The 20,425-nt window shown below is 39.3% G+C and carries 11 protein-coding genes; all 11 read left to right on the forward strand.

Annotated features, from left to right (window positions below):
• The first annotated feature begins 925 nt into the window (after positions 1–925).
• Complete coding sequence (gene queD, locus GSQ84_RS15385; protein WP_158798177.1) at positions 926–1,279, forward strand: 6-carboxytetrahydropterin synthase QueD; 354 nt, start codon at positions 926–928, stop codon at positions 1,277–1,279.
• Complete coding sequence (locus tag GSQ84_RS15390) at positions 1,269–2,321, forward strand: COX15/CtaA family protein (RefSeq protein WP_158798178.1); 1,053 nt, start codon at positions 1,269–1,271, stop codon at positions 2,319–2,321. The genes queD and GSQ84_RS15390 overlap by 11 nt, the downstream gene beginning before the upstream one ends.
• Before the next feature lie 61 nt (positions 2,322–2,382).
• The gene (locus tag GSQ84_RS15395; RefSeq protein WP_158798179.1) at positions 2,383–3,321 is read left to right on the forward strand and encodes a rhodanese-related sulfurtransferase; all 939 of its coding nucleotides are present in this window, start codon (positions 2,383–2,385) and stop codon (positions 3,319–3,321) included.
• A 234-nt stretch (positions 3,322–3,555) separates the two neighbouring features.
• Positions 3,556–4,155, forward strand: a complete 600-nt coding sequence (locus GSQ84_RS15400; protein ID WP_254070878.1) for an RNA polymerase sigma factor — start codon at positions 3,556–3,558, stop codon at positions 4,153–4,155.
• Positions 4,156–4,249: 94 nt separating this feature from the next.
• A complete protein-coding gene (locus tag GSQ84_RS15405; protein ID WP_158798180.1) occupies positions 4,250–5,236 on the forward strand; it encodes a FecR family protein in 987 nt (328 codons plus the stop codon).
• A 215-nt stretch (positions 5,237–5,451) separates the two neighbouring features.
• Positions 5,452–8,853: a SusC/RagA family TonB-linked outer membrane protein gene (locus tag GSQ84_RS15410; RefSeq protein ID WP_158798181.1), complete on the forward strand. Its 3,402-nt coding sequence runs from the start codon at positions 5,452–5,454 to the stop codon at positions 8,851–8,853.
• Between the two features lie 14 nt (positions 8,854–8,867).
• Positions 8,868–10,376 (forward strand): SusD/RagB family nutrient-binding outer membrane lipoprotein, encoded by a 1,509-nt coding sequence (locus GSQ84_RS15415; RefSeq protein WP_158798182.1) that lies wholly within the window; start codon positions 8,868–8,870, stop codon positions 10,374–10,376.
• Positions 10,377–10,500: 124 nt separating this feature from the next.
• The gene (locus tag GSQ84_RS15420; protein ID WP_158798183.1) at positions 10,501–11,460 is read left to right on the forward strand and encodes a DUF1735 domain-containing protein; all 960 of its coding nucleotides are present in this window, start codon (positions 10,501–10,503) and stop codon (positions 11,458–11,460) included.
• Positions 11,461–11,559: 99 nt separating this feature from the next.
• Positions 11,560–13,863 carry a GH92 family glycosyl hydrolase gene (locus GSQ84_RS15425; RefSeq protein ID WP_158798184.1) on the forward strand — a complete coding sequence of 768 codons (2,304 nt, stop codon included), beginning with the start codon at positions 11,560–11,562 and terminating at the stop codon, positions 13,861–13,863.
• Between the two features lie 373 nt (positions 13,864–14,236).
• A complete protein-coding gene (locus GSQ84_RS15430; protein ID WP_158798185.1) occupies positions 14,237–17,140 on the forward strand; it encodes a triple tyrosine motif-containing protein in 2,904 nt (967 codons plus the stop codon).
• Positions 17,141–17,382: 242 nt separating this feature from the next.
• The gene (locus tag GSQ84_RS15435; RefSeq protein ID WP_158798186.1) at positions 17,383–20,418 is read left to right on the forward strand and encodes a TonB-dependent receptor; all 3,036 of its coding nucleotides are present in this window, start codon (positions 17,383–17,385) and stop codon (positions 20,416–20,418) included.
• Positions 20,419–20,425: the final 7 nt, after the last annotated feature.

Genomic DNA, 20,425 nt, shown 5'->3' on the forward strand with positions numbered 1-20,425 from the left:
CACTGTTTCCCTTCCTCCGAAGCGGGATGCAAAAGTAGGAAAAATATAGGTTCCACCAAACAATAATACCAATATAATTGTATCACACCCCTAACCCATTGTTTTTCAAGCATAAAAACTTCCGGACAGATTTAAAAAGATCAGGCAAAGCGATGTGACAACATTCCAAAATCTTTCCTACTGTTGATCATACAACGCTGTAAATATTTGGTTAACCCTTAACTTTGCCTTGAAAGCCCATTGAATCGGCTATTTTAGGGGGTTGGTTCGGCTCTTACCCGAACCAACCCCCTACCAATCCCCTACCAACACCCTACCAATACCCTACCAACCCAAACCGAAGTCAAAACCATCTCAAAGTTTCAATCCTGTTCGTCCGTATATAACTATACATTTATGATCGCTAATCCTGGATTAGTTATACACCTAGTGTATAAAATCCTAAAGTAACTATACAGGCTTCAAAATTTAATTACTGAATAGAGTTTACACTAAATTTGTTATTTTACTAAAATAGGTTTACACTAATTCTAACACTTGTGATTTTTGGGTTGTGGATGTCCTATACTGACATAAGTTTAAAAGCAAGATCCGGTTGGGTTAAGTTAATGGCTCAATCAAGCTGGTATTCTATTAAATAGTATCTAAAGGTTAATTCTAATTAGACTACACTCATTGTAATTAATGAAAAAGCCTTCAACTTCCTCCGACGGAAATACATAATAGCTGAACGATACGACTAAATTTCTCATTAACTATAAATTGAAATTATATTATTGAAGTTAGATCAGCTAGCAGACAAATTTCTGGTTATTCATATGGTAAAATAAAAAGTTAGGTGATTTCCTATATACCTTCCTTAAAAATGATATTCGTCATTTATAGAATCTCCATAGAACCACACCTTTGCGGACAAATTCATCAAATGATTATTTACAAGGTCTTCCGTTTCGATTCAGCGCATTACCTGCCCAATGTGCCAAAAGGCCATAAATGCGGTGGTATGCACGGCCACACCTATACAGCAAAAATATTTATCTCAGGACAGCCTGGAATATATACAGGCTGGATCATGGATTATACAGAAATAAAAAACAAGATTAAACCCTGGATAATGCTCCTGGATCATCAGGTACTCAATACCATACCCGGACTGGAAAATCCGACAAGCGAAAACCTATGTTTATGGTTATGGGAAAAGATCAAACCGGAAATCCCGGATCTTTGCAGAATAGAATTAAATGAGACACCCGATTCCGGAGTAATATATGAAGGATAAAGATAACCGGCAGCTTGCAATATGGCTCTATACCGGTGCATTTTGTATTTTCATACAAATTATACTGGGAGGAATTACCCGTTTAACCGGCTCAGGACTATCTATTACGGAATGGCAGCCTTTGCTGGGCTTCCTTCCTCCTATGAATATAGCTGCATGGCAGCATAGTTTTGAGCAGTACCAGCAGATCGCACAATTTAAAGTGATCAATTCTCAGTTTATACTGGCAGATTATCAATCCATATTTTTCTGGGAATGGCTGCACAGGAACTGGGCAAGAATGCTGGGATTCATATTTTTAATACCCTTTATTTTTTTTGTAATCAAAAAGAAGCTCACACGTAACCTGTTTATTCAACTGAGTATATTATTTTGCCTGGGTTTATTACAAGCTATTATTGGATGGCTAATGGTTAAAAGCGGTTTAAATGATACTGCGGTAAGAGTTGATGACCTGCGACTGGCTGTACATTTTATTGCCGCAGTTATACTCTTATGTTATACGTTATGGATGGCATTTGGACTCAGCATTATAGTTAAACCGGTAGACAGTTCTCCTATCCCGAAAAACATTGCAGGTATTACTTTTGCATTACTCCTGCTACAGCTCTTTTATGGTGCGTTAATGGCAGGTTCCCATGCTGCGTTGACAGCACCAACCTGGCCGGATATAAATGGGTATCTGATTCCACCAGAGTTAATGCACCCTATCCCAGGATCTGCAAACACCTACTTATTAACCATACAGTTTATACATAGGCTTATCGCCTATATGATTTTTATCCTGGTCTTGATCATGTATAGCAAAACGTCCGGATGGAAATTAAATCGTGTATTGTCCCGCTTTCGTCTTTTACCATTAATCCTTGTTGTTATCCAGGTAGTTTTAGGAATAGTTACCCTGCTCAATAGTTTTAATCCCAGGTACCGGTATTACGCATTACTGCACCAGTGTACAGGATTGCTTTTATTAAGTAGCGTATTACTTGTTTTTTATACAATTACAATCCGTGTACCCTTCAAAAAAACAGATCATTCTTAAATTTTAGAATTAATTATTAAATTTGCAGTTATTAAACGCCGTTTGCAGCGGTATCAATTTTATGAAAAAATTCCAGACTTTACTTTACTATTGCTATAGTCCAATAGCAGAGGCAGAACAATTTGCTGCCGATCATCTTAAATTTTGTAAATCCTTAAACCTTGTAGGACGTATTATCGTTGCCGACGAGGGACTTAACGGAACTGTTTCAGGAGCAAAAGATGACTGTGCAGCTTACATGGACGCTATTCATGCCGACGAACGTTTTGCAAAAACAGAGTTTAAGATCGATGACGTAGAAGAACCAACTTTCATCAAAATGCATTGCCGCTATAAATCGGAGATCGTGCATTCGGGATTAAGGGATACCAGCATCATCAACCCTAACGAAAGAACAGGTAAACATCTTGAACCGGCCGACTTTAAAGAAATGATAGATCAGGAAGATGTAATTATCCTTGATGTACGCTCTAACTATGAGCATAGCCTCGGCAGGTTCAAAAACGCTATCACCTTAGATATTGAGAATTTCAGGGATTTCCCGGAAAAAATAGCTGAACTGGAACAATACAAAGATAAAAAAGTACTGACTTACTGTACTGGCGGCATTAAATGTGAAAAAGCTTCCGCCTTATTGTTGCACCATGGTTTTAATGATGTCTATCAGTTACATGGAGGAATTATCAAATATGGTAAAGAAGCCGGAGGAGAAGATTTTGAAGGAAAATGTTATGTATTTGATAACCGTATTGCTGTAGATGTTAACACTATCAATCCAAGCATAGTTTCCAAATGTTATAACTGTGGAACAGTGAGCGCAAAAATGATCAATTGTGCCAATCCGGAATGTAATGAGCACATTACCCAATGTGATGATTGCGGGAGTGAATTACAGGGCTGTTGCTCTTCAGCCTGTATGGACCATCCAAGGAAAAGGCCATACAATGGAAGTGGTTATTATGTAAAGGTTCCACAGCCTGTAAACCTATCAATTAAATAGCCGAAATTACTTACCATTTTGATTGATAGTTCTTAGTGCAGCTGGCTGTAATAGCGAGCAAATTAGGAACCATCTAATTACTGATCTATCATTAATCCATTGATTACCTTTCATTTTTTTGGGGTTATTGATATAATTTCTGATACAATGATAATTATATTTTAACGTTGTTTTATTTTTCGTTAGTTTTGAACGTAAGAACCAGGGTAAAATTATCTTTCTGAAAAATATAAATTGTCAATTAACCGGGGTAATAGTGAGAGAGACCTTTTGCAACAGCTTATTGCAGGAGATGAAGGCGGTTTCGTAGGTTTATACGAACTCTATAACCGCTCTATGTATACTTTTATCCTCAAATACGTAAGCTCCGCCCCCCTGGCTGAAGATCTTACCCAGGAAGTTTTCATTAAGATCTGGGAAAGCAGATCAAATCTAACCGAAGTAAAATCATTTAAAGCCTATCTTTTTGTTACCGCACGCAACCATACTTTAAATAGCCTAAAAGTTGTTTTTCGTTCGGAAGCTGCTATTGGTGAATTGATCTCTGGCTTTGTGAGTCTGAGAAATGCCACGGAAGACGAAATCCTGGATAAAGACTATCTTCTTTTTTTAAAAAAAACATTAAATAGCCTTCCCCCAAGAACGAGAGAAATATTCAAACTTTGCCGCGAAGAACAAAAAACTTACGAAGAAGTGGCTCAATCACTCAACATTTCCAGAAATGCAGTGAAAAATCACATGGTTCAGTCAATGAAAGTACTCAGTTCTTCCATAAAAAAAGAATTTGGCATTTCTTTAAGCCTCATAATTGCTGTTTTATCTATGTTTCGTTAGTAAAACAATTTAGCTAAGCATTAAACTCAATTTTTTTTCAATATCAGCTACCCTACCTGCCTTTTTTATTGTCTTTATAGGTACAAGCAGACGTATGGAAGAAGACTACCTCAAAAAATTAGTTAAAAGATATCTCGATAAAAAATCAACAGACGATGAACTGGAGATTTTTGTATCCCTAATGCGTGCAGGAAAACTGGATCAATATATCCAGGAAGCAATGGATCAGGATATCGAACCAGATCTTCAAAAAACACATACCATCCAAAGAAAAAATATTTTCACCAGGCTACGATGGCCTGCAGCTGCTACAATAGCCCTTATCCTAAGTTTGTATAATTACATTTCTTATCGAAAAAATCAACCGGATACAATAGCCAAAATAAATATTATAAATTTCCGTAACCATACAGCTAACGTTGCAAAGCAAATTCTGCCCGATGGCAGCAAGGTTTGGTTAAATCCGAATACTTTATTAAGTTATCCAACCAAATTTGGAAAATTGCGTGAAGTAAGCATGGAAGGTGAGGCTTTTTTTGAAGTCACTAAAGACCATTCACATCCTTTTCAGATCACGAGCGGGAAAATACTGACCACAGTTTGGGGTACAAGTTTTCGGATCCGGTCAATGCCCGACGGATATGCTAAAGTATCGGTATTAACAGGAAAAGTATCCGTGAGCATACCTGAAAAAGGCAGATTAAAAACTTATGATGTTACTTCACATGAAGAAGTGATGCTGCTTCCCCAGGAAGAAGTTACTTACCAGCAGTCAGATCGTCATTTAGTAAAGGCGCCTATACCTGCAGTTTCAGACATGCAGATATGGCATAAGGCTAATCTTTCCTTTGAAAATACGCCACTGAATGCTGTTGCGGTTCAATTGAGCAAATATTACCATGTTAAAATAGATGTTGAAGGTGAAAAATTAGGTCAGTATCAGCTAACGGCCGACTTTACAGATAAAAACCTGGCAGATATTCTAATACTGATTTCTAAATCAGTACATACCACTTATGCAAGAAATGATAATACAATCATATTAAGAACCACAATTAAACAAGCTTTATCAACCAATTAACCAAAATCATCCATATGAAGAAATAAATACATCCAGCAAATTTCACGGAAAAAAGGGATAGAAGTGCTACGAACACTCCCATCCTTAAAAAATCATCCCTATTGTAATAGAACGTCTTGGCCGTCCTACAGGGAATCTATTGTCTCATTATTTCAAAAGAAACGATCCAATTTATGAATTTATTTTTACAAGAACGCATTGGCTTATTTAAAATTATGAAAGTCACATTAAGTCAGTTAGCTATTGCTCTCGCAATTACTGGCGTTTCTTATGCCAGTGATACTACAGCGCAGAACGTTGTACTTGACCGGTATATTAACCTTTCAGTGAAGAGCACCAGCCTGGAATCTGTACTGAAGAAGGTATCATCAATGACCTCACTGAAATTTGTATACAGTAAGAATTTCATTGATGCTAACCAGCTCATCACTATAGATGCAGAAAAAGAGAGTCTGAGGACTGTTTTAAACAGCATCCTGACTAAACACAATATCCATTATGAAGTAATTAATGGTGATGTAGTATTAGATATGCTGCCTACTCCTCCTTCAACAAGAGAAGAAGCAGAACAGCAAATTGTAGTTTCCGGAACAGTAACCAGCAATACAGGAGACCCTTTACCAGGTGTAAGCGTATTTGTTAAAGGTACTAAACTGGGAACCACTACAGATGGTGGCGGAAAGTACGCGCTAAAAGTGCCTGACGCTAATGGAACTTTGGTTTTTGCCTATATTGGTTATACGAGTAAGGAAATTCCAATCGCTTCAAAAACAGTATTAAATGCAGTACTGGTGGAAGATGCAGCTCAGTTGGGTGAAGTAGTAGTAACTGCACTAGGTATCAAACGTGCCTCTAAAGAACTGGGATACTCTACACAGCAGGTGAATGCAAAAGAGCTTACCCAAAGCAGACCTACCAATCTTGCAGCAGGTTTATCCGGTAAAGTTGCAGGTTTACAGATTGTACAGACCAATAACCAGATTGACGCTGGTGATCAGGTAAGGGTTGTACTTCGTGGAAACAGATCCTTCGTAGGAAACAACCAAGCTTTACTGGTATTGGATGGAGTAGTTGTTCCTCTGACTTACCTGAACTCTATCAATCCTAATGATGTTGAAAGTGTAAATATTCTAAAGGGTGCAAACGCTGCTGCCTTATATGGTTCTGAGGCTTCGAACGGTGTAATGATCATTACCACTAAAAAAGGAACTAAAGATGTAATGGATATTACATACACTAACACTACACAGCTTGACGTTTTGGCTTATTTTCCAAAAATGCAAACGCAGTTTGGTGGCGGATCAGGACAGGACATTTACGGATTTCCGCAATATACCCCTATAGAAAACCAGAACTTCGGTGACCGCTTTGATGGCAGCCTTCGCCCTATCGGCAGAACGCTTCCTGACGGAAGTATTCAGATGGTTCCTTATTCTAATCAGTCAAATGAAAAAGAGAATTTCTTCAGAACAGGTATCGATGAGCAGAATGACCTGACATTGAGTACAGGTAATGCTAAAGGATCTACTTACATTAACGTTCAACGGTTAAATAACAAAGGGTATGTACCTGGTGACAATGCTAATCGTACAGCAGCCCGATTTAATGGATCACATAACTTTAACAAACTTAAAGTTGATTATACTTTAGATTATACACAAAAAAATATAGACAAGTCTAATTATCAGGTTTTCAATAATATCATCAATACACCTGCAAACATTCCATTAACGCAGTATAGCGATGTTAATTCTACTTATGGAAACCTAAATAACTATTTTAACGATTATGGTTTAAACCCTTATTATGCATTGCAGCAATCACGCAATACACAACGCAGGGATGATTTCTTAGGAAGTCTTGCGGCATCTTACGATGTAACACCATGGTTAAATCTTACGGTTAGAGGTGGTATAACTACCTACACTATAAACGGCAAAAATATTGGTCAGGCAATCAGTTATTCTGATTTTGCCACTGCAAGCGGTAAAGCAATTGCTAACCCACAAAACAGACCTGGAACTGAAGATGATTATTCTAATTTCAACAGCCGTGAAGAAGGAAATTTTTTGGCTACTTTTAAAAAGAAATTCAATAATATCAGTGTAAATCTTGTTGCTGGTGCACAAACCATTCAGCAATCTACCAGAAACCTGGATGCTGGAACAAATTTCCTGGTAATTCCTGATTTTTACAATATCAGTTACCGTTCTGGTGATGCAAACGTAACTGAAAACAATTCGAAATACAGACGCCTTGGTGCTTTTGGAGACTTAACCTTAGGCTATAAAGATTATTTATTCTTCCATGCATCAGGACGTAACGATTGGGATTCAAGATTATCTGAAGCTAACCGCTCTTTCTTCTATCCATCAGCGGATGTTTCATTCATCTTTACTGAAGCATTTAAATCCCTTAAAGACAATGACGTTCTGTCTTATGGTAAAATCCGGGCAGGATCAGCCAAAGTTTATGCGGTACAGTTCAATCCTTACCAGTTGGCATCAACATTTGGCGTAGGCGGTGGTTTTCCTTATGGAAGTACAGCTGGTTATAGTGTAGGTAACGTTGTTTATGATCCGAATTTAAAACCGGAACAAACTTTGTCGAATGAAATCGGACTGGATCTGGGTTTTTTCCATAACAGACTATCACTGGAATCTTCTGCTTATTGGGAAACTACTAAAGATCAGGAGATCACTACTGGGATAAACATTTCAAATGCGACAGGTTTTACCAATGCAGTAATTAATAGTGGATCAGGTAAAAACTATGGTTTTGAATTGTCTATGAGAGGTACGCCAATCGTAAGTAAAGATGGCCGTGGAGTGACCTGGAATTTAGGTGTTAACTACTCTTTCAACAACAATAAAGCTACCTCTCTTTATCAGGGCTTACCTAACCTGAGCATTGGAAATAATAACTATATCGTAACAGGTCAGTCTTACCCTCAATTGATGGGTAACGGATTCCAGAAAGACCCTCAGGGAAGAACTATTGTAGATCCTACTACGGGTTATCCTTTATTGAGCTCTACTAATATTGATTTCGGACAAACTACACCAAAGAACATTCTTGGTTTGAGTACCAGTGTAAACTACCGTAATTTCACTTTATCAGGTACGATGGAATACCGCAGCGGAAGTGTAGTTTACAGCGGTGCAGGTAGTACAATGGATTTCTCCGGTATCAGCTACGGATCAGCAACAAATGGACGTGAACGTTTTGTTTACCCTAATTCTGTGATTCAAACTTCACCGGGAGTTTTTGTTCCCAATACCAATATCACCACCAATTCAGGAGGAATTGATTACTGGGCCGGCTCAACTACCCGTTATGGTGTAATGCAAAATTATGTAACCAGTGCAGCGTTCTGGAAATTGCGCGAGCTGTCTTTAGGTTATGAAATCCCTGCGAAATATTTACAACGCACTAAATTCATCAAACGTGCAAATTTCGCATTGGTAGGACGTAATTTATTAATGTTCAGACCAAAAGACAGTGTATACTCAGATCCTGAATTTAATGCAACTACTGATAATGCACAGGGTTCAAACAATCTGAACCAAACTCCTGCAACACGTATTTATGGTTTTACAGCTTCTATCACTCTATAATTATGCACACGAAGATGAAAAATACTTTAACAGCACTTTGCCTTGCATCCACCCTTTTATTAGGCGCATGTAAGAAAGACTATCTTAATATCAATACCAGCCCGAATAACCCAACATCTGTAACTCCGGGACTGGTATTAACCAATGCGCTAAACACTACTGCCACCAGTACGACAGGATCTTCAAACTTTTATCAATTTGCTGCCGCATGGATCGGCTACTGGGATTTTAGTGGTGCTGTTGCAGCTTTTGCTGAAGAACGCAGTTATCAGTTTACAACAAACTATGGCCCCGTTGGAAGTATATGGGCAAGTTTATACGACAACCTGGAAGACTATGATTATGTAGAAAAACAAGGCGTAATTTTGAATAATCAATTCTATCTGGCCGTAGCTAAAACCATGAAAGTTTATGATTTTCAAAATCTGGTTGATATTTATGGAAACGTACCTTATAGCCAGGCTTTAAAATCAACTGCGGCGATTAGACCTAGTTATGATAAGGCACAGGATATCTATGAGGATCTTGCAAAAAAGTTGGATACTGCAGCTAACATATTTAAAAGTAATGTTGGAAAAGTAGCAAGTGCAGATGCAGCTTATGATATCATGTATGCTGGAGACGCTGCCAAATGGGCCAGGTTTGCCAATACTTTAAAACTGCGTATTTTATTACGTCAGTCTGAAATATCAGGAAGACAGGCTTACATTCAGAGCGAAATTGCAAAGATCACTGCCAATGGCATGGGTTATATGGCCGCTAATGAAGGCGCAGGGGTTAACCCTGGTTATAATAACTCAGCGGGAAAACAGAATCCATTCTATGGTACTTTCGGTTACTCTCCGGTTGGAAAAACTGCACCAACAGATAATCACCGTTATTTTATCGCCAGCACCTACGGACTTAACTTTTACCAGGGCAATAGCGATCCGAGGTTAGGACAATTATATACTACGATCAATGATGGTGCGGGAACAGGTTATTCAGGCAGTCCTTTCGGACCAACTGCAACAACTGATGACAGTCCTCAATTTAAATCGCAAATCGGAGTAGGATTATTACAGTCAGCAGCGCAGACACAATACCTGTTAACTGACTTTGAAGGTTTGTTCTTACAGGCAGAAGCGGCTCAGCGTAATTTCATTACTGCAGATGCACGTGGTTTATATGAATCGGCAGTACAACAGAACTTTACTTATTTAGGTGCAGGAAGTGCGGCAGATTATCTAACCGCAAGCCCGATCAGCAGCTGGGATTTAGCGACTACAGATAAAATTACTTTTATCATGACGCAGAAATGGGCAGCCATGAACGGAATCAATGATATTGAAGCATGGTCGGATTACAGAAGACTGAACATTCCAGCCGATGTACCTATATCTAATAACCCAGCTGCTACAGTACGTAAAATACCGGTGCGTTTACTTTATCCGCAAAGCGAGTATAACTATAACCCGGACAATGTACTAGCACAGGGAACGATCAGCCAGTTTACTTCCAGGATTTTCTGGGATGTAAACTAACCTTACATGAACAAGAGTCTTAAAAGCAAATACATTCAATTGAAACCATCATCAGCCTACCGCTTACAAATCGTGATCAATAAGCTGATGATAGCTTCATAACCATTAAAATAAATATATTATAATGAAAAAAATATCTTTATATACCTTTATTTCAGGTATGGCCTTGATCAGCTGCCTTGCTTCTTGTCTTAAAGACAATACGCAGCCAGATTTCACCCAGAATAAACCTGTTATTGAATTACCTATCGGTTCATCTGCAGGTAACGGAGGTGGAAACTCAATAGCAGCATCTTTCACTGTTGGTACTACACCTTCAGATTATTTTGTATGGGTAAATTATGCTGCGCCTAACGCACCTTCACAAGATGTGGTAGTAACCCTGGCTGTAGATACAGCTGCGGTAACCAAATTCAACCAGGTAAACAGCACTACTTATTCGCAGTTACCTGCAAACGGATACACACTGACATCGAATAAAATAACCATACCTAAAGGAACCAATAAGGTTAAATTCCCGATTAAGATTAACACCATTAATCTCGATCCTACTAAAACCTATGCCTTACCAATTTCGATTGTTGATGGCGGCGGTTTTACAGTGAGCGGTAATTTCGGCCTGTTAATTTCTATCATCACCCTGAAAAACAAATGGGATGGTGTGTATACGGTAACAGGAAGTATGCTTGACAATACTAGCACCACCCTATCAGGATCTTATCCAAGAACATTGAAATTCGTAACACAGGGTACAAATTCTGTGGCTGTTTATGACGACAATGCTAACGGAGGTTCTTATGGTCATACGATTGCCAGTGGTACCGGCACAAGTTATTATGGTAGCTTCAGTCCTTTATTCACCATTGACCCTACTACCAATATCATTACTAGTGCGGTGAACTATTATGGACAGCCATCTGCAAACGGACGTTCGGCAAGATTAGATGCAACCGGAGAAAATAAATTCACCATGTCTGCCGATGGAACAACTCCAGTAAGCTTAAAAGTGAAATACATCATGGTACAGGCTGGTGCTGACAGATCTTTCTTTGACGAGACCTGGACTTATACCGGCTCGAGATAGCGTTTTTTAGTTTTTAATAAATAAGTGTTGTTTTTGCAAAACCGGGGAATTATATTCCCCGGTTTGCGTTATATTAAATTAGTATTATCCAATTCATTCATGAAAAAATCCCTGCTCGCTGCACTGTTGCTGTTTACTGCAACAGTAAATGCGCAACAAAAAGAGACCAAGCTGATCAGTTATGTGAACCCCTTTATTGGCACAGGAGCCACAGACAAGAACAGTCTTTCCGGCAGTAACTTTCCGGGCCCGACTACTCCCTTTGGCTTTGTACAGTTAAGTCCGGATACCGAAGACAGTCCTGATGATCCGGCTTCTGGTTATGATTATAACAAACAGACCATCGTGGGTTTTAGCCATACGCATTTAAGCGGAACCGGAGTAGCCGATCTGTTTGATATTTTAATGATGCCTACTACAGGAGAGATCAGGTCAGTAGCCGGAGATGAAAAAAAACCGGGCAGTGGGTTCCGCTCCCGTTTTTCACATAAAGAGGAAACTGCCAGTCCTGGATACTACCAGGTAAAACTGCAGGACTATGATATCAATGCAGAGCTAACGGCTACAGAACATGTAGGTTTTCACCGTTATACTTTCCCTGCTTCAAAAAACAATGCTCATGTGATCCTTGATCTGGATCATTCGCTGGATAAAAAGAGGAGTTACTGGGCTTGTAAAATCATTGGCGCAGAGATCAGGATTGTTAACGACCATACCGTTGAAGGTTACAGGATCCTTACCGGATGGGCAAAATTAAGAAAAGTGTATTTCCATGCGGAATTTTCACAGCCAATTGTTAGCTCTACCCTATTTACCGGTAGAAAAGCATTGGAAAACACCAGTATTGTGAACGGCAGCAGTGTAAAAGCGGCGCTGAACTTTGACACACAATCTCAAACGCAGTTACTGGTAAAGGTTGCACTTTCACCAGTGAGTGTGGAGAATGCAAGGGAAAACATGAAAGCTGAATTGTCAGGATGGGATTTCAATAAAGTAGTGAGCCAAACCGCTGATAAATGGGAGAAAGAGCTGGGCAAGATGACTATTGAAGGTACACCTGTTCAAAAACAAATTTTTTATACAGGTTTATATCATGCCTTTACACAGCCAAATAACATGGCAGACGTAAACGGCGACTACCAGGCCAGCGACCTGACCATCAAAAATGCGGGCAATAAAAAACAATATTCTACTTTCTCTTTATGGGATACTTTTAGGGCTGCACATCCGCTGTATACATTGACACAGCCTGAACGTACAGCAGATTTTGTAAACAGTATGCTGAGCCAGTACGACTCTTATGGTTACCTGCCGATCTGGCAATTATGGGGTGATGAAAATTACTGTATGATCGGTAACCATGCCATCCCCGTTATCGTAGACGCCGCACTAAAAGGAATCAAAGGATTTGATGTAGATAAAGCTTATGAAGCCGTTAAAGGATCTTCTACTTTAAATCACCCGGGATCACCTTTTGCTGCCTGGGAAAAATACAACTACATTCCTGAAGATATAGAATCACAGTCGGTTTCTATCACTTTGGAAATGGCCTATGACGACTGGTGTGTAGCGCAATTAGCTAAAAAACTGGGTAAAACTGACGATTATGATCATTTCATGAAACGTTCTACTTTTTATGAAAATCTATACGATAAGAAAACAGGATTTTTCAGGGCAAAAAACAAAAATGGTGAATGGCTGAGTCCTTTTAACCCACTTAAATATGGCGGCAACGGTGGCAACCCATATACTGAAGCTAATGCATGGCAATATTTCTGGTATGTTCCACAAAATGTACCTCATTTAATTGAAATGGTGGGCGGTAATAAATTGTTCACTGAAAAACTGGATACGTTCTTTTCTCTAAAAGACCTTCCTGGAGAAGTGAATGGAAATGCTTCCGGTTTTATCGGTCAGTATGCTCATGGAAACGAGCCAAGTCACCATATCGCTTACTTGTATGATTTTGCAGGCCAGCCCTGGAAAACGCAGTTTTATGTAGCGAAAATCTTAAACGAACTGTACAATAACTCATTCTCTGGTTACGCCGGAAATGAAGATTGCGGTCAGATGTCTTCCTGGTATGTATTTAGCTCAATGGGCTTCTACCCTGTTAATCCTGCCAGTGGAATTTATATGTTAGGTTCACCTGTATTAAAAGAAGCAGTGTTGAAATTAGGTAAAGGACGTGAGTTTGCAGTTACGACAAAAAACACCGCAAAAGAAAATGTCTATATTCAGTCGGTAAAACTGAATGGAAAAGTTTATGATAAAACATACATCACACAAAAGGATATCGCTGAAGGCGGTAAACTGGAATTTACAATGGGTAAAAAACCTAATTATAAATGGGGTGTAGGTAAAAATTCAACTCCTCCACTCGAAGCATTTTCTGTAAACTAATTTTTCTGTTCTATAGATACAAAATCGCCTTAGACTAATATCTAAGGCGATTTTTTAATTTATATATCCCTGTATAAAATTAAAGCCCCAATTAAGGAGCTTTAAATGAGACTGACCAAATAAAACTTCTACCTTCCTGGGGCGGACCAAATTTTCCATTTATCTCTAGTGCCAATACAAATGGCAGCACCCTGAATTTTAAATAAAAATTTAGTTTATTATTTCTTACAACCACAAGTATCTACATTAATTATATTTCTACCGTCATACTTTTTAAAATTTAGTTCAGCACTCTTGGTCCGGCCCATTTACATTATGTTAGAATTATTGGCTAATTTGCAGCCCTAATCAAACATTTGCGTACCCAATTTAGATGAAAACCCGCTTTCTCCGCTGTCTTTTATTTTCCTTCAGCTTTAGCCTGCTTTGTAATACGGTAAAAGCAGATTATATAAAAAGTATAGGTGTTCCTTACGTTCAGAATTTCCCTAAATCTATTTATCTGTCGGGCAACCAGAATTGGGCTATAGCCAAAGATAACAAGGGGATTATGTACTTTGGCAATGCCCAGGGATTGTTAACCTATGATGGGAAATACTGGCAACAGTACCTAATGCCCAACCGCCAGATCGTTCGTGCGGTGGCTACGGGAAGTGACGGCATGATCTATACCGGGAGTTTCGGTGAGTTTGGATACTGGTCGGCCAAAAACAGAAAATTAAGTTATACCTCATTAACCAGTCTTGTCCCAAAATCTCATCCTATCACAGATGAGATCTGGAAGATTTATAACGATGGAAACAGGACCATTTTTCAGTCTTTCAGCTCCATCTACATTTACCAGAACCATAAAATCACTGTACTCAACAGTCCGGGTACTTTTCTCTTTCTGCAGCATGTGGGCAAGCGCTTTTTTATTGAAGTACTGAACAAAGGATTATTTGAGCTAAAAGGAAATTCGCTGCTGGCCCTACCACATCCCAATAGCAGTTCTCCGGCAAACATCCTTACCATTTTGCCTTATAAAAATGGAAGCTTGTTGATTGGAACCAGTAAAGATGGCCTCTATACTTATGACGGTTCTACATTTGCCCCTTTTAACACTCCGGCAAATGCCTTTTTGAAAACTTACCAGCTAAACAATGGTGCCCTGATCAATCATAAATATTATGCTTTCGGGACTATTCTGAATGGCTTGATCCTTATCGATGAAAATGGTAACGTCTTGCAGCAGATCAATAAAACCGGAGGACTACAAAACAATACGGTACTGAGTCTTTTCAGCGATGAAGAACAGAACTTATGGACTGGTCTGGACAATGGAATAGATCGCGTAGAGCTTAACTCTCCACTGTATTTCTATCTCGATAAGGCAGGACAGTTTGGAACAGTATATTCCAGCCTGATCTATAAGAACAATATCTATCTGGGCACCAACCAGGGCTTATATTACAGTCCCTGGTCGGCCGATAACGAAAAAAGGATCAATACCTTTGATTTTAAGCTGATCCCTAATTCCCAGGGACAGGTATGGGACCTGAGCCTGATTGACGGGCAATTGCTTTGCGGACATAATGAAGGCACCTTCAGTGTAAATGGCAACCAGCTGGAAAAGATATCTGCCATGAGCGGGGGCTGGACGATAAAAAAGCTAAACAATACTCCTGATTACTTAATCCAGGGAACATACAACGGTTTGGTGCTGTTTAAAAAAGACAGCAAAGGGTTATGGAAGTATTTCAAGAAGATTGAAAACTTTGTACAGCCATCCCGCAATGTAGAACAGGATGCGCATGGCGACATCTGGGTGAGCCACGCGTACAAGGGCTTATACAAACTGACCTTAAGTCCCGATTTTCAGCGGGTAATTAAGATAAGGCGTTATGATGAAAAGAACGGGCTAAGTAGTGATTATAACATTAACATCTATACCCTGGAGAACAGGCTTGTCTTTTCTTCCAATGCAGGTTTCATGTTATATGATGAGATCAGTAACCGGTTTAGTCCTTATAAAGAATTAAACCAGGGCCTGGGGAGCTTTTCGACATCTAACAAGATCATTAGTGCCGGAGTAAAAAAATATTGGTTCATCAACCACGGTAAAACAGCATTGGTAGATTTCCGGGAACCCGGAAAATTAGCGATCGATTCTAACCGGTTTAGCCTGCTGGATGGAAGGATGGTGCAGTATTATGAAAACATCAGTCAGATCAGCAACAACATGTACCTGGTTAGTGTGGATGATGGCTTTGTCATTTATGATGCTGCAGGCGATAGTCCGGCAGACAGTAAAACTAAATTACCTTCAGTACTGATCAGGAAGGTAGAAGATGTTACAGATACTTTTCACCTGATTAGTGAAAATGGAAATATCGGATCTGACATCGAAATTCCTTTTAACAGGAATAACCTTAGGATTTCCTTTGCTTTGCCCTATTACAGACAGGCAAAAATTAAATTCCAGTTCTATCTGGAGGGATATTCCAGCCAATGGTCTGAATGGAGCGCTTCAACCCAGAAAGACTTTACTAACCTGCCCAAAGGAAAGTACAGGTTCCTCGTCCGCGCCAAGATCAATGACTCCCTGGTCAGTAAAACAAGTGTATTTGAATTTATCGTACTTCCTCCGTTTTATGCGAGTAAGTGGGCTATAACATGTTATATAGTTCTGATCATCTTTTTACTGTTTAAAGCCAAAAAACAATATGAATCCCGGCTGCAGCACGACCGCCAGAAGATCTTAGCCAAAGTACAACTGGAAAAAGAGATCTTCCTGAAAAAAGAAGCAGAGGCCACCGAAAAGCAGATCATTAAAATACAAACGGAAAAACTACAGGCAGAACTCAGCAGCAAAAACCGAGAGCTGGCTAACTCTGCCATGAGCCTGGTTTACAAAAATGAGCTGCTGCAAAAACTAAGCGAGGAGATGCTGAAGATCAAAGATGAAAACGGCAGGAAGATCGCTGAAGAATCTTTACGCAAAATTCACAAGATCATTGATGAAGGAATGAATGACGAGCGGGACTGGAATTTATTCGAGACCAGCTTTAATGAAGCCCATGGAAGTTTCTTCAAAAAGTTAAAGTCCAGCCATCCCGACCTGGTGCCGAACGATCTTAAACTATGTGCATATCTGCATATGAACATGAGCAGTAAAGAGATGGCTTCCCTGCTCAATATTTCCCTGAGAGGGGTCGAAATCAGGAGATACAGGCTCAGGAAAAAGCTGAATATCCCCCACGACAAGAACCTTGCAGAGTTCTTTATGGAGCTTTAGCACTACATCATTACTACACAAAGCGTTTAAACATTAAATTATTATTAAGGAAAGATCTGTGCAATTTTCACCTGCATATCCAGCTTTGTTGACTAATAAAGTCACTTTTTCTCCCTACATCAGCTTATTGTACTTTATACACAAAGCTATATTGATGTATTAATGTAGAAGTCCATTCTTTGTTTATCATCTGAATGTAACGGAGATTTAACCTGCAATTAAACACAAAACCAAATACGAGCATGAAAAGAATCTTTACAAAATTTTCTGTTTTATCTTTTCTTTGTTTGTTGTTTTTTAACGTAGCATCTGCCCAGAACATCACTGTTAAGGGTACCGTTTCAGATGGCAAGGACAATACTACCCTGCCTTCAGTAAGTGTTACAGTAAAAGGAACAACTACAGGAATTCAAACAGACATTAACGGGAAATACTCCATTAGCGTTCCCGCAGCAGGCACATTGGTATTTACCTATATTGGTTATACCACACAGGAAATACCCGTAAATAACCGGACTACCATTAATGTACCCTTAGCTTCCGCTTCACAGCAACTGGAGCAGGTGGTAGTGGTAGGTTATGGTACACAGCGCAAGATCGATGTTACAGGATCTGTGGCTACAGTAAAAGGGGAAGATATCTCTAAACAAGCATCTAATAATGCGGTAAGTGCATTACAGGGTAAAGTTGCCGGGGTATCTATTAGTAATGCAGGTACACCTGGAGCCTCTCCACAAATTACCATTCGCGGTACCGGAACAATTTATGGTAATACTGGAGTATTGTATGTAGTAGATGGTGTTTGGTATGACGATATCAGCTTCTTAAATCCGGCAGATATTGCCAACATCAGTATTTTAAAAGATGCATCAAGTCAGTCTATCTATGGGATCAGGGCAGCAAATGGCGTAGTACTGGTTACAACAGTACATGGTAAACAAGGAGATCCAACGATTAACTATAATGGGTCTATTGGAGTTCAGCATGTAACTAACGCTGTAAAAATGGCTAATGCTACAGAATATGCTACAGCTGTCAATGAATTATATAGTCTTGAGGGAGCCACTCCCCTTTTTTCTAATACGAATTTAGGACAAGGCACAGACTGGTATAAACAAGTTTTAAGAAGTGCCATGGTCACCAACCACCAGGTTTCAATTAATGGCGGAACGGAAAAATCCAGCTATAACTTTTCGCTGGGGTACTTAAACCAGGACGGGATTATTGAAAAGAACAATTATAAAAGATATACTGCCCGCCTTTCCAACGATTTCCAATTGTTTAAAAATCTAAAAATAGGTTATAATGTTACTGGTATATCCAGTACATCGGCTGACACTCCTCCAACAATTTTCCATGCCTTATTTGCCGCATCACCAGTTGTCCCGGTTTTTAACGCTGATGGTAGTTATGGAGATCCAAACACCTATAATTTAGGAAATGGAAGTGCAGTAAATCCTCAGGCAATTTTAGATTTCTACCACCAATCCACTAAAATATATAAAGCCACAGGTAATGTTTATGCAGAACTTAAATTTGCAAAGCATTTCACTTTTAAAACCAGTGCCGGTGGTGATTTTGGTCAAACGGAAGTAAGAAACTATACTCCTGAATACTATGCAACGACAGCACAAAATTCGAATATCAGCAGTTTATCTGTAAACAGGATCGAGACCAGGAATTACATCCTGGAGAATACGCTGAACTATGACAACAAATGGGGAGATCACAGTCTGACCGTTCTGGCAGGACAAACTGCACAACGTTACAAAACTTACAACCTCAATGCTTCGGCACAAAATGTACCTGATGGCGATGGCAATGATTACCTCAGCTTAGGTAATGCAGACAGCAGAATCGTTAATGATTCAGGAACGATCAATACTGCTACCTCCTATTTTGGCAGAATAAACTATTCATATAAAAACAAATACCTGTTAAATGCTTCTATGAGAGCAGATGCTGCTTCTCAGTTTTTCGGCGGTAGTGATCTTTGGGGTTATTTTCCATCTGTTGGAGCAGGTTGGGTGATTAGTAATGAAGATTTCATGAAGAACCAGAACATCTTCAGCAACCTGAAACTTCGCGGAAGCTGGGGTAAAGTTGGAAATGCAGGCGTACCTATCAACCCTACTACATTAACAGTAGATCAAACGGCAGCATTAATAGCATTTTACAATGGAATTGCCAATACAGGAGCAAGTGTAACGACTATTGTGCCTCCTGCCCTTTTCTGGGAACGCAGTGCAGGAACAGACATTGGTTTAGAAATGGGTTTTCTAAAAAACCGTTTAAATTTTGAAGCTGATTATTACAGCAGAAAAACTGAGCAGGCCATCTTCGATATTCCAATTTTAGGTTCATTGGGAACAAGCAACAGCTCAATTATTGGAAACCAGGCCGACTTCAGAAACCGGGGATTCGAATTTGTAGCCAGCTGGTCTGATAAAACTGCAAGTGGTCTAAGTTATACCATTAGTGGAAACGTAGGTACCAACAGTAATAAAGTGCTAAACGTTATTTCAGGTGCTAATCCAATTTATGCCGGTGGTGAAGGATTAACAGGTGGTGGATTAGCAACCAGAACAGTAGAAGGAAGTCCAATTGGAGAGTTTTTCGGTTATAAAGTTGCAGGAATATTCCAAACTAACGCAGAAGCTGCATCTTCCGGCCAAAGTGGAGCCAAAGCCGGTGATTTTAAATATGTTGATGAGAATCATGATGGAATAATTGATGGTAAAGACCGCGTTGAACTGGGTAATCCTAATCCCAAAATCACTTATGGATTAAATACAACTTTCAATTATAAGAACTTCGACCTGACTATAGATATCCAGGGTGTAGCAGGAGTAGATATCTACAATGCTAATTTGGGTGACCGCTTTGGTAATGAAAACTTCACGCAGAAGTTTTATGATAACAGATGGACAGGTGCCGGCTCTACAAATGCTTATCCATCAACAAACCTTGCAGGTGGTATGAACAATGCGCCAAACTCTTTTTATGTAGAAAGCGGAGCCTATATCAGATTGAGAAACTTCCAGTTAGGCTATACATTACCTGAGGAGATCACCAAAAAATGGAAAATGAAAAAACTAAGGGTTTTTGCTAATGCACAAAATGCACTGAATTTCTTCGGTTACAGAGGCTTTAGTCCTGAAGTGAACAGTATACCTCCGGCAGGTACCTCTACAGTTTCACCAACCAGTGCAGGTATTGATACAAATGTATACCCACTTTATGCAACCTATAACATCGGTGTGAACCTTACTTTTTAATCGATCT

Source organism: Pedobacter sp. L105 (assembly GCF_009765875.1).
Lineage (GTDB): Bacteria > Bacteroidota > Bacteroidia > Sphingobacteriales > Sphingobacteriaceae > Pedobacter.